The organism is Streptomyces sp. NPDC058751 (assembly GCF_042746485.1).
Taxonomy (GTDB): domain Bacteria; phylum Actinomycetota; class Actinomycetes; order Streptomycetales; family Streptomycetaceae; genus Streptomyces.
In genome coordinates this window covers 35,179-50,292 of sequence record NZ_JBHYPZ010000051.1, presented here as the reverse complement: position 1 = coordinate 50,292, position 15,114 = coordinate 35,179, and the positions used below count along the sequence as shown (strand labels likewise).

Here is a 15,114-nt window from a genome sequence, read left to right as displayed (position 1 = left end):
CGGGCTATTCATCACTCGTGAGGGTGATCGTCGTCGCCGGGTTGCCCCGTCTGACGTGCCCTCGTCGTGACGGCGGTGCGGAGAGGCCCGGGCGGCCTGGCATCCTTGGCGTAGTACGCGGTGCACGACGTGCGGCCCCTTCCCCCGCACGATCCTTCTGTACGTTTCCCCGTGACCGTCCGACGCCGAACCAGGAGCCCCGGCCACGTGAGCCACGTGAGCAGCCACTCAGCGCACGGCCAGTCCCCGCTGCGCACCGTGCAGGTGCTCGGCGGCGGAAGCGCGGGCAGCAGCGCGCACGTACGGTCGCTGGCCGCGGGTCTGGTCGCCAGGGGGGTCCGGGTCACCGTCTGCGCTCCCGCCGAGGCGGACCGCGTGTACGGGTTCACCGGGGTCGGCGCGCACCACGTCCCCGTGCCCCGCAGCAGCGACCCCGCCTCGGTGTCCGCGCTGCGGGCGGCCTGCGCGGACGCGGACCTGGTGCACGCGCACGGGATCCACGCGGCCCTGCGGGCGGTGCTGGCGCTCAGCGGACGGCATGTTCCCCTCGTCGTCACCTGGCACACCCGCTCGGAGGCGGACGGCGCCCGGGCCCACGTCCTGCGGCTCCTCGAACGCCGGGTCGCCAGGGCCGCGGCCGTGGTGCTCGGGACCTCGTCCGACCTGGTGGACCGGGCCCGCAGGAGGGGAGCGCGTGACGCGCGGCTCGCCGCCGTCGCGTTTCCGGCGCCCCGCCCGCCCGCCGAGCCGGTGGAACCCGACCGGTTCCGGCACAAGGCGCGGGCCGAACTCGGTGCGACCGACCGTCCGTTGCTCGTCGCGGTCGGCTCTCTCGACCGGTACCGCGGCTACCACACCCTGCTGGACGCCTCGCGCGCCTGGTGCCGCCTCGACCCCGTGCCGCTGTTGGTGATCGCGGGGGAGGGGCCGCTGCGCACCGTTCTCCAGCGCCGGATCGAGGACGAGGAACTGCCGGTCCGGCTCATCGGACGGCGCGAGGACGTCACGGAACTGCTGGCGGCCGCCGACCTCGTCCTGCTGCCCAGCAGATGGGAGTCGCGCTCGGTGCTGGCGCGGGAGGCCCTGCAGGCGCGCGTCCCGCTCGTCGCCACGGCGGTCGGGGGCATTCCCGAGATGGTCGGTGACGCGGCCGAACTCGTCCCGTACGGGAACGCCAAGGCGTTGGGCGACGCCGTCGTACGGCTGCTCGCCGATCCGGCGCGGCAGGAGGCGCTGCGGGAGAAGGGCGCCCGGCAGGCCGCCACATGGCCGACCGAGGACGAGACGGTCGCCCAGGTACTGAGCGTCTACGACGAGTTCACGCGGTTCCGGCCGCTGGTCTGACACCGGGCCGCGGGCGGTCCTCAGGGAACGTGTCTGCGGGCCCGCAGCGCCAGGCTCAACGCCAGTACGGTCTGCGGGTCGTCCAGGTCCATGCCCAGCAACTCGCCGATCCTGGCGAGGCGGTTGTACAGGGTCTGCCGGTTGAGGTGCAGTTCGCGGGCGGTCTCCGCCTTGCGGCCGGCGTGCGCCAAGTACGTCTGCAGGGTGGGGAGGAGAGGCGGTTTCGAGCGGACGTCGTGGTCGCGGAGCGGGCCGATCGCGCGCTCCACGAAGGCCGCCAGGTCGGGGTGCTCGCGCAGTCGCCACAGCAGCAGGTCGATGTCCAGCCGGCGCGCGTCGTACCAGGGCCGGTCCGACAGGCCCTGCGCGGCCGTCGCCGTCTCCGCCGCGTGCCGAAGGCCCGCCGACGCGGCCGCCCAGCCCCCGGCGGCGCCGACCACCACCACGGGCGGATGCGCCCCGGGCCGCTGCATGCCCGCGCGTTCCACACCGGCGCGCAGCGCCGCCGCGACACGGTCCGCCACGGCCACCCGCTCCGACTCCGAGCGCAGGCCGAGCAGCAGCGGGACCCGGCCCTCGACGGGACGTACGCCCAGCAGGACCGGGACGCCCACCGAGGCCAGCTCCTCGGCCACGGCGCGGGCCAGGACCGCCCAGCCGCCGCCGGGCGCGAGGCCGTCGGCGAGCCGCATCACGACCGGCAGGAGCGGGCCGCCGCCGGGCTTGAACCCGAGGACGCGGGCCTCGGCCGGCGCGTCCTCGGCCTCGATGCGGCCCTCGGCGAGGTCGGTCAGGAAGTCGCCGCGCCCCCGCGCCGCGAGCTCCTCCTCCTGGCGGGCCTGCATCAGCACGACGGCCAGGATGCCGGCGGCCCGCTCGGCGGCGATCCGGTGCACCGGGGCGACCGGCGCGCCGACGGGCAGCAGCACCAGGCGGGCGCGCACGGAGCCGGTGCCGGGGCCGCCGCCGGGCACGTCGACCAGGGTGGTCCCCGCGGGCGGCTCCTCCTTGTGCTGGCCGCGCAGCCCCTCCCAGACCTGGAGCGGGTCGGCGCCGGTGGGGCCGGCGCCGGCGGCGTACAGGAGCTGTCCGTCGGCCGTCTCCAGGAAGACCGGGTTGCCGCTGAAGTCGGCGAGGATGCGCAGGACCTGGGGCACCCCGCCGCCGCCGAGCAGGGCCTCGGTGCAGCGCCGGTGCACTTCCTCGGCCTGCTGGAGCAGGGCGTAGTGGCCGTTGACGATCTCGGTGTGGATCTCCTCCGTGACCGTCACGAAGGGCACCTCGCGGTGGAGCTGGACCAGTGGCAGACCGGTGGTGCGCGCGGTCTCCACGAGCGCGGCCGGGAGCCGGGCGAAGCGCGGGCCGAGCTCCACGACGAGCGCCGCGATCCCGCGCTCGGCGAGCGTGCGGACGAACGCGCGCTGGTCGGCCGGACGGGTGCCGAGACCGTAGCCCGTGGTCAGCAGCAGTTCGCCGCCCTTGAGCAGCGAGGCTATGTTCGGCACCTCGCCCGCGTGCACCCAGCGCACGGTCCGGTGCAGCCGCTCGGCGCCCGCGACGATCTCCGGCAGCCCGCCGCGCAGTCCGGGCAGCTCGAGGGCCCGCTGCACGGTGATCCCGGCGCCCTGGGTGTCGTGACGGCTGTCCATGGAGCGGACGCTACCCGCGGACGGCTCGCGGAGGCATCCCCGGGCCGTCCGGGGGCGACGGCGGGGCCGCCGCGGGCGGTGTCCGGGTGGGTGCCGGGGTCAGGCGCCGGCCGGTACCGGGGTGATGTTGTGGTTGAAGCGGAAGACGTTGTCCGGGTCGTACTCGGCCTTCACCGCGGCGAGCCGCCGCAGGTTGTCCTCGCCGAGGCCGGCCGTGACGCGGTCCGTGCCCTCGTCGCCGATGAAGTTCAGGTAGACCGCGCCGGTGCTCCACGGCCGGACGTCCTCGCGGACCTTCCTGACCCACTCGACGCACCGCTCGTCGTCGGCCGGGTCCTCCCAGACCCCGAAGGGGTGCACGGCCCAGGGTGCGTCGCGGTAGGGGACCGGGAAGCGGGACGGTCCGGAGGCGATGGCGCCGCCCTGCGGGAACAGCACGTGCTGGGTGCCGGTGGGGACGGGCATGGTGTCGCCGAGGGCGCAGAAGACGTCCACGAAGTCGTCGGGCGCGCCGGTCAGGTACTCCGCCGACCAGTAGTTCCGCATGCCGGGCGGGTCGTCGATCATGCACTGGAAGTCGGGGTAGGGCAGGGCGGTGACGATCTCGACCTCGTGCGGCAGCGCCAGCAGGGGCTGGGCGACCTTGCGCATGGCGTCCTCGGGGCCCGCGTACGCGACGAGGGCGCCGCACAGGAGCTTGCCGACCACTTCCTCGGGCACGAACTCCTCGGGCGGGCCGGTGAGGTAGAGGATGCCGCCGCTCGCTTCCGGCGGCCCGTTCGTGATGATCTCGCGGTAGACGCGGACCACGTCGGGGCCGTGCTCCGGCCGGTACATCAGCAGGGCGATCGAGAACTCGGGCAGCGGGTGCAGCTTGAGGGTCAGCGCGGTGGCGACGCCGAAGTTCCCGCCGCCGCCGTGCAGGGCCCAGAACAGCTCGGGGTTCTCCTGGTCGGTGGCGCGCACGGGCGAACCGTCGGCCGCCACCAGCTCGACCCCGAGCAGATTGTCGACGGCGAGGCCGAAGGACCGGTCCAGCCAGCCGCTGCCGCCGCCGAGGACGAAGCCGCCGACGCCGGTTGTCGAGACCCGGCCGCCGGTGGTGGCGAGACCGTAGGGCTGGGTGGCCCGGTCGAGATGGCTCATCAGGGCCCCGCCCTCGACCCGGACCGTCTCGGACCCGGGATGGACGGTGACCGCGTTCATACGGCTGAGATCGATGACGAGTCCGCCGTCGTTGAGCGACATGCCGGAGACGCTGTGACCGCCTCCGCGTACGGCGATCGGCAGGTCCAGCTCACGCGCGAAGCGCACCGCGCGCGTCACGTCGGCCTCGCCCTCGCACCGGGCGATCACGGCGGGCCGCCGGTCGATCATCGCGTTGAAGATCGTCCGGGCTTCGTCGTATCCCGGATCGTCGGGGGTGAGCACCTCACCGGAGAGACTCGCGCGGAGCGCGGCCAGTGCCGCGCCGGCCTTCGAAAGGGGAGCCATGGAAGCCGCCCCCTTCCATGAGGGGACAGGACTTCTTCCAGGCTAGGCGGGCACGGCGCATCGGGCGCGCCGGGGAGGTCCCGGCGCGCCCGCGCGGTGCGGTTCAGCCGCCGTACGCCCCGCTCGCCGTCAGCCTGAGGGCCGTGTCGATCAGCGGAACGTGGCTGAACGCCTGCGGGAAGTTCCCGACCTGGCGCTGCAGCCGCGGGTCCCACTCCTCGGCCAGCAGGCCGAGGTCGTTGCGCAGGGCCAGCAGGCGCTCGAAGAGCTTGCGGGCCTCGTCGACCCGGCCGATCATCGCGAGGTCGTCGGCCATCCAGAACGAGCAGGCGAGGAAGGCGCCCTCGTCGCCCTCCAGTCCGTCCACGCCCGCGATTTCGCCTTCGGTCGGGTAGCGCAGGATGAAGCCGTCGGAGGTGGACAGCTCGCGCTGGATCGCCTCGATGGTGCCGATCACCCGCTTGTCGTCGGGCGGCAGGAAGCCCATCTGCGGGATCAGCAGCAGCGAGGCGTCGAGCTCCTTCGAGCCGTAGGACTGCGTGAAGGTGTTCCGCTCCTGGTCGTAGCCCTTCTCGCACACGTCCCGGTGGATGTCGTCGCGCAGTTCGCGCCACTTCTCCAGCGGGCCGTGCGCGTCCCCGGACTCGATGAGCTTGATGGTGCGGTCGACGGCGACCCAGGCCATCACCTTGGAGTGCACGAAGTGCCGCCGCGGGCCCCGGACTTCCCAGATTCCCTCGTCCGGCTGGTCCCAGTGGGTCTCCAGGTAGCGGATCAGTTTCAGCTGGAGGAGCGAGGCGTAGTCGTTGCGGGACAGGCCCGTCATGTGGGCCAGGTGCAGGGCCTCGGTGACCTCGCCGTAGACGTCGAGCTGGAGCTGGTGCGCGGCGCCGTTGCCGACCCGGACCGGCGCCGAACCCTCGTAGCCGGGAAGCCAGTCGAGCTCGGCCTCGCCCAACTCCCGTTCCCCCGCGATGCCGTACATGATCTGGAGGTTCTCCGGGTCGCCGGCGACCGCGCGCAGCAGCCACTCGCGCCAGGCGCGGGCCTCCTCGCGGTAGCCGGTGCGCAGCAGCGAGGAGAGGGTGATGGCCGCGTCGCGCAGCCAGGTGTAGCGGTAGTCCCAGTTGCGTACGCCGCCGATCTCCTCGGGCAGGGAGGTGGTGGGCGCGGCGACGATGCCGCCCGTGGGTGCGTACGTCAGGGCCTTCAGCGTGATCAGGGAGCGGACGACGGCCTCGCGGTAGGGGCCGTGGTACGTGCACTGGTCGACCCAGTCGCGCCAGAACCCCTCGGTCGCCTCCAGCGACTGCTCCGGCTCGGGCAGCGGCGGCGGCTGCTTGTGCGAGGGCTCCCAGGAGACGGTGAAGGCGACCCGCTCGCCCGGCGCCACGGTGAAGTCGGCGTAGGTGGTCAGGTCCTTGCCGTACGTCTGGCACTCCGTGTCGAACCAGACCGAGTCGGGTCCGGCGACCGCGACCGTGCGCCCCTCGTGGCGGCGCACCCAGGGCACCACGCGGCCGTACGAGAACCGCATGCGCAGCGCGGAGCACATCGGAACCCGGCCGCTGATGCCCTCGACGATCCGGATCAGCTGCGGGGCGCCGTCGCGGGGGGGCATGAAATCGGTCACCCGGACCGTGCCGCGCGGGGTGTCCCACTCGGATTCGAGGATCAGCGAGTCGCCGCGGTACCGGCGGCGCGAGGCCGTCGGCGGCTGGGCGTCGGCGGCGTGCGCGGGACCGATGCGCCAGAAACCGTGATCCTCCGTGCCGAGCAGTCCCGCGAAGATGGCATGGGAGTCGAAGCGGGGCAGGCACAGCCAGTCGACTGTGCCGTCCCGGCAGACCAGCGCGGCTGTCTGCATGTCTCCGATGAGTGCGTAGTCCTCGATGCGCCCGGCCACGTGCATCTCCAGTCGAACGGCCACGGCGCCCCTCGCGGGGCGGTCGCTCTTGCGGTCAAAGGGAACGTAGGTACTGCAAAAACAGTAGGCAATGAGAGTGGGTAACTGCAGAACGTCGATGATGGGGGACGTCCGCCGTACGTCGCTGCAAAACGCCGGTTGTGGGTGCGATGGGCGATGCGATTGTCGTTTCGAACGAACTGACAGGCCCTCTTCGTTCCGGTTGCGTGCGGGGTGATGCCGTGTGCCGGAGGGGCTCGGCAGCGAGTGTCCGAGCAGGATACGACGCACGTGGAAGATCCGCGTGCCGCTCCGGACAACCCGGCTGAGCCGATCGAGTGAGTGGTATGCGAGCCGTGTGCCGGGCCGGAGTGTCCGGGCGTGCGCGGAGCGTGGCCGGAAGCGGCCTCCTCCGGTCGCTGATACCCTGGTAGCCCGTGGACCGGTGGGCGAGAAACCCCCGAACCGCAGCGACGGCACCCCCGGAAATCTCCGGGCCCCACGCCGGCACGCACCCCAGACCGACCACGGGAGCCCCCTCTTGGCCATGCCGCCCAGTGCTTTTCGAAACAGCACAGCCACGACGACCAAGCACATCTTCGTCACCGGGGGTGTCGCCTCCTCCCTCGGCAAGGGACTGACCGCCTCCAGCCTGGGCGCGCTGCTCAAGGCACGGGGTCTGCGCGTCACCATGCAGAAGCTCGACCCGTACCTGAACGTGGACCCGGGCACCATGAACCCGTTCCAGCACGGCGAAGTGTTCGTCACCAACGACGGCGCCGAGACGGACCTGGACATCGGGCACTACGAGCGCTTCCTCGACGTGGACCTGGACGGCTCGGCCAACGTGACCACCGGGCAGGTGTACTCCACCGTCATCGCCAAGGAGCGGCGCGGCGAGTACCTCGGCGACACCGTGCAGGTCATCCCGCACATCACCAACGAGATCAAGCACCGCATCCGCCGCATGGCGACCGACGACGTCGACGTCGTCATCACCGAGGTCGGCGGCACGGTCGGCGACATCGAGTCGCTGCCCTTCCTGGAAACGGTCCGCCAGGTCCGTCACGAGGTCGGCCGCGACAACGTGTTCGTCGTGCACATCTCGCTCCTGCCCTACATCGGTCCCTCCGGCGAGCTGAAGACCAAGCCGACCCAGCACTCGGTCGCGGCGCTGCGCAACATCGGCATCCAGCCGGACGCGATCGTGCTGCGGGCCGACCGCGACGTCCCCACCGCGATCAAGCGCAAGATCTCGCTGATGTGCGACGTCGACGAGGCCGCCGTGGTCGCCGCGATCGACGCCAAGTCGATCTACGACATTCCGAAGGTCCTGCACACCGAGGGCCTGGACGCCTACGTCGTCCGCAAGCTGGACCTGCCGTTCCGCGACGTCGACTGGGCGACCTGGGACGACCTCCTCGACCGCGTCCACAACCCGGTCCACGAGATCACCATGGCGCTCGTCGGCAAGTACATCGACCTGCCCGACGCCTACCTCTCGGTCACCGAGGCGCTGCGCGCCGGCGGCTTCGCCAACAAGGCCCGCGTCAAGATCAAGTGGGTCACGTCGGACGACTGCAAGACCCCGGCGGGCGCCGCCAAGCAGCTCGGCGACGTCGACGCGATCTGCATCCCCGGCGGCTTCGGCGACCGCGGTGTGTCCGGCAAGGTCGGCGCGATCCAGTACGCCCGCGAGAACCGCGTCCCGCTCCTCGGCCTCTGCCTCGGCCTCCAGTGCATCGTGATCGAGGCCGCGCGGAACCTGGCCGACATCCCCGACGCCAACTCCACCGAGTTCGACTCCGGCACCGGTCACCCGGTCATCTCCACGATGGCCGAGCAGCTCGACATCGTGGCGGGCGAGGGCGACATGGGCGGCACCATGCGTCTGGGCATGTACCCGGCCAAGCTCGCCGAGGGCTCGATCGTGCGCGAGGTGTACGACGGCAAGGAGTACGTCGAGGAGCGCCACCGTCACCGCTACGAGGTGAACAACGCCTACCGCGCCGAGCTGGAGAAGAAGGCCGGCCTGCAGTTCTCCGGCACCTCCCCGGACGGCAAGCTCGTCGAGTACGTCGAGTACCCGCGCGAGGTCCACCCCTACCTGGTCGCGACCCAGGCGCACCCCGAGCTGCGCTCCCGTCCGACCCGGCCGCACCCGCTCTTCGCGGGCCTGGTCAAGGCCGCCGTGGCGCGCAAGACGGGCAAGTAGCACCAGGGTTGTACGGTGACCGGGGTGCGGGTCCTCGGGTTCTCCCGCAGGGCGCGCGCCCCGGTCCCGTCACCGGACCGGCTTCTGTTTGCGCGTGTGGGAGGACAGGCCATGACGATCAAGGACACCCCCGAGGAGTGGGAGGTCCGGGCGACCGAGACCCCCTTCAAGGGCAACAAGACCTCGGTGCGCACCGACGACGTGGTCATGCCCGGCGGGTCGGTCGTCCGCCGTGACTACCAGGTCCACCCGGGCTCCGTGGCCGTGCTCGCCCTGGACGACGAGGACCGCGTCCTGGTCCTGCGCCAGTACCGCCACCCCGTGCGCCACAAGCTGTGGGAGATCCCGGCGGGCCTGCTCGACGTCCCCGGCGAGAACCCGCTGCACGCCGCCCAGCGCGAGCTCTACGAGGAGGCGCACGTCAAGGCGGAGAGCTGGCGGGTGCTGACCGACGTCTACACCACGCCGGGCGGCTGCGACGAGGCCATCCGGATCTTCCTGGCCCGCGGCCTCTCCCAGGCGGAGGGCGAGCGGTTCGAGGTCGAGGACGAGGAGGCCGACATGGAGCTGGCCCGCGTCCCCCTCGGCGAACTCGTCAGCGGTGTGCTCGCCGGCGACCTGCACAACAACTGCCTGGTCGTGGGCGTCCTCTCGCTCCTCGCCGCGCGGCAGGGCGACGGACTCGACGCCCTGCGCCCGGCCGAGGCGCCCTGGCCCGCCCGCCCCTTCGAGGCCTGACGTCCGCCTCCGGGGCGGCCCGGCCGTCCCGGAAGGCGCCCCGGGCGGTCCTCCGGTACCCGCCTCGGACGCTCCGGCGCGTCCGTCAGGGCTGCCGGGTGCGCCCGTCCGGGGATCCTGGCGGGCCGTCCGGGGATGCCGGTCCTACGATCACCTGATCCGATCGGGGGACGTCACCGCCGCGCTCCGCCCGGATCGTCGCAGAGCGTGAACTAGGCTCTGGAAAACGCCCGTACCGGAGTCCCGGCGGGCTAGCGCGTGCAGTGGAACGGGAGCGTGGCCCGTGGCGGATCAGGCAGTGGACGGCGGCGGCACCGGGGTGTCGTCCGAGGGGCAGCTCCCGGCTGCCGGGTCCGCTCCCACGGTGAGTCAGTTCCTGGGCCGTGCAAGAGAGTTGAAGGAACTCCGGGCGGACATCGAGCGCGCGGGCCTCGACACCATCGCCGGCCGCAAGGCCCCGCGGGCACGGGTGCTGCTCATCGCGGGCAAGCCCGGCTCCGGCCGTACCGCGCTCGCCGACCGGCTCGCCGCGCAGGTCGCCGAGAGTTACCCCGACGGCATACTGCGCGCCCGGCTCGCCGAACCCGACGGCACACGGGTGCCCACCGAGGCCACCGCGCGGGAACTGCTCACCGCCCTCGGACTGTCCGCACCCCCCGGAGCCGACGCCGACGACCTGGGCGAGCGGCTGCGCGAGGCCCTGGCGGTCCGCCGGGCGGTGCTCCTGCTCGACGACGCGGCCGACGCCGAGCAGGTCGACGCCCTGCTGCCCGACTCCCCCGACTGCCTGGTCGTCGCCGTCTCCGGCGGGCCGCTGACCGGGATCGCGGACGTCCGCCCCTGCACGCTGGGCGGCCTGGACACCAAGTCCGCCCTCGAACTCCTCGGCCACTTCACCGGCTCGGTGCGCATCACCGTCGACCCGCTCGCCGCCGAAGGGCTGGTCGAACTGTGCGCGGGCCAGCCGACGGCCCTGGTGCTGGCCGGCGGCTGGCTCGCCGCGCGCCCCGCCTCCGCCGTCGCCGACCTGGCCAAGCACCTGCGCACCGAGGGCGAGGACGGCACACCGCTGGACCGTGTCTTCCGGCTCTCGTACGCGTCCCTGCCGGGCCCCGCCGCACGGATACTGCGACTGCTCTCGCTGGCCCCCGCGGGCCTCGTCGACCCGCACACCGCCTCCGCGCTGGCCGGCTGCTCGGTCCAGGCCGCGCACACCACCCTGGACGAGTTCGCCGGCCTCGGCCTGCTGCGCGCGGTCCCCTCGGCGCTGCCCCAGTACGAGGTGCCCGGTTGTCTGCACCCCCTGCTCCGGGCGCTCGTCGACACCCACGACCGGCCCGCCGAGGTGCAGCTCGCCCGCGCCCGGATGCTGGAGCGGACCGTACGGCTCCTGGTGTCCTGCCGCGCCATCACCGAGACCGACAGCTCGCCCGCCCGGGAGAAGCTCGCCGGGATGCCGCGCGCCCTGCGCTTCGCCGGCCCCAAAGCGGCCGAGGACTGGCTGCGCGTACGCCGGCCCGCGCTGCTCGCCTCCGCCCGGCTGGCCGTCGCCGACGGGGAGCTGGACACCCTCGCCCGGCGGCTGATGGCCGCCCTGGTGCGGGCCATGGCGGCTCATTTCGGCACCCGGGCCGCGGCGCCCGACCTGTACGGCATCCACCGTCTCGTCCTGGGCGTCGCCGAGCGCCGCGACCTGCCCCGTGAGAGGGCGGCGGCTCTGCTCAACCTCGCCGACCTGGACGCGCAGACCGGCCGAAGGACCGACGCCCTCGCCCGCTACCGGGCCGCGCTCGACGCCGGACGCGAGGCGAACGACCCGTACGCGACCGGCCGCGCGATGGAATCCGTAGGCGGCGCCCACCAGGAACTCGGGGACCACGACCGGGCCGCCGACTGGTACGGCAGGGCGCTCGCCCAGCGGCTCGCGCGCGACGAGCGCGTGGACGCCGCCCGGCTGTACGGGCGCATCGCCACCGCGCACACCTACGCGGGCCGTTACGGCGAGGCGCAGGTCAACTGGCGCGCCGCGGTCGCCTGGCACCGCAAGAACGGTGATGTCGCCTCCCAGGCAAGGGCGTTGAGCGAGATGGCCCGGGTCCAGGAGTACGCCGGACGGCCCGAGGAGTCGCTGCGCACCTGCCAGGAGGCCGTCGAGTGGGCGCGCCGCGCCGACGACGTACGCCTGCAGGCCGCGCTGCAGGTCAGGCTGGCCGACACCCTGGACCGGCTCGGCGACCCGGCGGCCGCCCGGCTGCACCGGGCGGCCGCCGAGCGCATGCTGGGAGATGAGCTCCCGGAGAGCGCATCCGACGCGAAACGCGACGCTAACGCCTACGAAATCCGCAGTGCATCACCTGAAGATTGATGCATTGAAAGGCTAGACACTGGGAATCCCTTCATTAGACTGGCTCCGCCGCGTTCTTCCGTGGTGTCTCCCGGTGTGCTCCCGTACGTCGGGTATGTCATGCATCGCCAGGCTTGCATCGCCCCGGCATGCACAGCCCAGAGCCCTCTGAGTCAAGGACCGTGATCGACGTGAAGGTCGGCATCCCCCGCGAGGTCAAGAACAACGAGTTCCGGGTGGCCATCACCCCCGCCGGTGTGCACGAGCTCGTGCGCCACGGCCACCAGGTCGTCGTCGAGCAGAACGCCGGTGTCGGCTCCTCGATCACGGACGAGGAGTACGTCGCCGCCGGCGCGCAGATCCTGCCCACCGCCGACGAGGTGTGGGCCACCGCGGACCTGCTGCTGAAGGTCAAGGAGCCCATCGCCGAGGAGTACCACCGCCTCCGCAAGGACCAGACGCTCTTCACCTACCTGCACCTGGCCGCTTCCAAGGAGTGCACGGACGCCCTCCTGGAGTCCGGCACCACGGCGATCGCCTACGAGACCGTCGAGCTGCCCAGCCGCGCCCTGCCGCTGCTCGCCCCGATGTCCGAGGTCGCGGGCCGTCTCGCCCCGCAGGTCGGTGCCTATCACCTGATGCGCGCCAACGGCGGCCGCGGTGTCCTGCCCGGCGGTGTCCCGGGCGTGCTGCCGGCCAAGGCCGTCGTGATCGGCGGCGGTGTCTCCGGCTGGAACGCCGCGCAGATCGCCATCGGCATGGGCTTCGATGTGACGCTGCTCGACCGTGACATCAACAAGCTGCGCGAGGCCGACAAGATCTTCGGCACGAAGGTCAAGGCCGTCATGTCCAACTCCTTCGAGCTGGAGAAGGCCTGCCTCGAGGCCGACCTCGTGATCGGCGCCGTGCTGATCCCCGGCGCCAAGGCGCCGAAGCTGGTCACCAACGAGCTCGTCTCGCGGATGAAGGCGGGAAGTGTCCTTGTCGACATCGCGATCGACCAGGGCGGCTGCTTCGAGGACTCGCGTCCCACCACGCACGCCGAGCCGACCTTCCCGGTCCACGGCTCGGTCTTCTACTGCGTCGCCAACATGCCCGGCGCGGTCCCCAACACCTCGACGTACGCGCTGACCAACGCCACGCTGCCGTACATCGTCGAGCTCGCCGACCGCGGCTGGACCGAGGCGCTGCGCCGCGACAACGCGCTGGCCAAGGGTCTCAACACGCATGACGGCAAGGTCGTTTACCGCGAGGTCGCCGAGGCCCACGGGCTGGAGCACGTCGCGCTGGAGAGCCTGCTCGGCTGAGTTTCCCGGACGACTCCGGAAGTCGACATTCGCGGCCGACTCGCCGCTGACAAAAGGCGATAGGTCAACACGGGTCGTCAACACCGCTCACCAGGCCGGACCTTGCCCGACAAGGTCCGGCCGGGTGTGTGTCAGGTCACTTCGCGGCACTCGTTCAAGTCGCCGCGAACGTGACTCTTCGACCGATTCGCACACCGGTGAAACCTGCCGTGCGACGGCCTTACGCCCTTGACAGAGGGGTGTTCGGTTGCCGACACATCGGGTCGGGTCCGGCGGATTGTGTTGCTGCGGAGCGGTGACACGCCATAGAGTCGCCAACCGTCGGCATGGTGCCACGCTGACCTATCGAGAAGTTCCCTGGTCACCAAGGAGGTAAGACGACTTGTGAATGAGTCGACATTTACTCCCGGGGGTGGTCAACCAGGAATGCCGGCGCGGGGCCAGGACTCCACGGGGCTCGAGGCTGTCGGCTCCGTCGCTGTCCGCACCTTCGCAGCCCACCAGAGTCCCCGGACGACTCAGACAGCACACCCGAGCATGGATGGCCATCACGTGAACGCCATGGCCGGCAACGGAAGTGGCGAGAACCACACCCACTTCGCCGACTACGACGAACTGCCCGAGGGGCACTTCTACGACCCCGACGCCGAGTACGAGCCCGATCCGGAGTACGCGGCCACGCTCGCGCCCGACGCGGCCCGCCAGCGCCGTGAGCGCATCGGTCCGACCGGGCGCCCGCTGCCGTACTTCCCGATCCCGGGCCCGCTGACCAGTCACGGCCCCGCGACGATCATCGCGATGTGCAACCAGAAGGGCGGCGTGGGCAAGACCACGTCGACCATCAACCTGGGGGCCGCGCTCGCGGAGTACGGACGCCGGGTGCTGCTCGTCGACTTCGACCCGCAGGGCGCGCTGTCCGTGGGGCTCGGCGTCAACCCGATGGAGCTCGACCTCACCGTCTACAACCTGCTCATGGAGCGGGGCATGGCGGCCGACGAGGTGCTCCTGAAGACGGCGGTCCCGAACATGGACCTGCTGCCCAGCAACATCGACCTGTCCGCCGCCGAGGTGCAGCTCGTGAGCGAGGTCGCCCGCGAGTCCACGCTGCAGCGCGCCCTGAAGCCGCTGATGGCCGACTACGACTACATCGTGATCGACTGCCAGCCCTCGCTCGGCCTGCTCACCGTGAACGCGCTGACGGCGGCCCACAAGGTGATCGTGCCGCTGGAGTGCGAGTTCTTCGCGCTGCGCGGTGTCGCGCTGCTCACCGAGACGATCGAGAAGGTCCAGGAGCGGCTCAACCCCGAGCTGGAGCTCGACGGCATCCTCGCCACGATGTACGACTCCCGCACGGTGCACAGCCGTGAGGTGCTCGCGCGCGTCGTCGAGGCCTTCGACGATCACGTCTACCACACCGTGATCGGCCGGACCGTCCGCTTCCCGGAGACCACGGTCGCCGGTGAGCCGATCACCACGTACGCGTCCAACTCCGTCGGCGCCGCCGCCTATCGCCAGCTCGCCAGGGAGGTGCTCGCCCGGTGTCACGCCGAGTGAGTCTGCCGGGGGCCGACGAACTGTTCCGTACCACCGGGGGCATGGCGCTCCAGTCGTCCACCCCCACGCGCCGGACCAACGGCGAGGCCCGGGTGCCGGCTCCGGCCGGCGAGGGCGACGCGGCGGCCGGGGAGGACGCGCCCCAGTCGGTGCCCGTCCAGGGCGGTGACGGCGAGGGCGACGAACACGTCGCCGCCGACGCCGAGCCGTCCGGCGCGGGGGAGTCGCGCAGCCGGGGTGGTGCGCCGGAGGGTCCGGGGCGCCGTCAGCCGGTGCAGGAAGGTTCTGGCGCCCCTTCCACGTCCGTGCAGTCGTCCCGCAAGCGGGGGCGCGCGGCGAACCGCAGGCCCAGCGGGCGGGAACGGCACGACGAGAAGATCACGGTGTACGTGTCCGCCGAGGAGCTGATGGACCTCGAGCACGCGCGCCTGGTGCTCCGCGGGGAGCACGGTCTCGCCGTCGACCGCGGGCGGATCGTCCGCGAGGCGGTCGCCGTCGTCCTGGCCGACCTGGAGTCCCGCGGGGACGCGAGCATTCTGGTACGACGACTGCGCGGGCGGTAG

10 protein-coding genes are annotated in these 15,114 nt (G+C 72.1%); 7 read left to right on the top strand and 3 right to left on the bottom strand.

Annotated features, from left to right (window positions below):
* Nucleotides 1-207: 207 nt before the first annotated feature.
* Nucleotides 208-1,344 carry a glycosyltransferase family 4 protein gene (locus ACFW6B_RS34870; RefSeq protein ID WP_386602638.1) on the top strand — a complete coding sequence of 379 codons (1,137 nt, stop codon included), beginning with the start codon at nt 208-210 and terminating at the stop codon, nt 1,342-1,344.
* Nucleotides 1,345-1,364: 20 nt separating this feature from the next.
* On the opposite strand, the gene ACFW6B_RS34865 is transcribed toward ACFW6B_RS34870, so the two are convergent.
* The 3 genes from ACFW6B_RS34865 to ACFW6B_RS34855 form a co-directional block, all read right to left on the bottom strand.
* Nucleotides 1,365-2,993: a PucR family transcriptional regulator gene (locus ACFW6B_RS34865; protein ID WP_386602636.1), complete on the bottom strand. Its 1,629-nt coding sequence runs from the start codon at nt 2,991-2,993 to the stop codon at nt 1,365-1,367.
* Nucleotides 2,994-3,092: 99 nt separating this feature from the next.
* Nucleotides 3,093-4,487: an FAD-binding oxidoreductase gene (locus tag ACFW6B_RS34860; RefSeq protein ID WP_386602635.1), complete on the bottom strand. Its 1,395-nt coding sequence runs from the start codon at nt 4,485-4,487 to the stop codon at nt 3,093-3,095.
* A gap of 103 nt (nt 4,488-4,590) precedes the next feature.
* The gene (locus ACFW6B_RS34855) at nt 4,591-6,393 is read right to left on the bottom strand and encodes a glycoside hydrolase family 15 protein (RefSeq protein WP_386602657.1); all 1,803 of its coding nucleotides are present in this window, start codon (nt 6,391-6,393) and stop codon (nt 4,591-4,593) included.
* Between the two features lie 547 nt (nt 6,394-6,940).
* Between ACFW6B_RS34855 and ACFW6B_RS34850 the strand changes: the two genes are divergently transcribed.
* From ACFW6B_RS34850 to ACFW6B_RS34825, 6 genes are all read left to right on the top strand, one after another.
* A complete protein-coding gene (locus tag ACFW6B_RS34850; RefSeq protein WP_386602633.1) occupies nt 6,941-8,608 on the top strand; it encodes a CTP synthase in 1,668 nt (555 codons plus the stop codon).
* A gap of 111 nt (nt 8,609-8,719) precedes the next feature.
* Nucleotides 8,720-9,346 (top strand): NUDIX domain-containing protein, encoded by a 627-nt coding sequence (locus tag ACFW6B_RS34845; RefSeq protein WP_386602631.1) that lies wholly within the window; start codon nt 8,720-8,722, stop codon nt 9,344-9,346.
* A 283-nt stretch (nt 9,347-9,629) separates the two neighbouring features.
* Complete coding sequence (locus ACFW6B_RS34840) at nt 9,630-11,711, top strand: tetratricopeptide repeat protein (protein ID WP_386602628.1); 2,082 nt, start codon at nt 9,630-9,632, stop codon at nt 11,709-11,711.
* 161 nt (nt 11,712-11,872) lie between these two features.
* Nucleotides 11,873-12,997, top strand: a complete 1,125-nt coding sequence (gene ald / locus ACFW6B_RS34835) for an alanine dehydrogenase (protein ID WP_386602626.1) — start codon at nt 11,873-11,875, stop codon at nt 12,995-12,997.
* A gap of 426 nt (nt 12,998-13,423) precedes the next feature.
* Nucleotides 13,424-14,551 (top strand): ParA family protein, encoded by a 1,128-nt coding sequence (locus ACFW6B_RS34830; RefSeq protein WP_151474659.1) that lies wholly within the window; start codon nt 13,424-13,426, stop codon nt 14,549-14,551.
* Nucleotides 14,536-15,114, top strand: coding sequence for a hypothetical protein (locus tag ACFW6B_RS34825; RefSeq protein WP_386602624.1), 579 nt, complete (start codon nt 14,536-14,538; stop codon nt 15,112-15,114). The genes ACFW6B_RS34830 and ACFW6B_RS34825 overlap by 16 nt, the downstream gene beginning before the upstream one ends.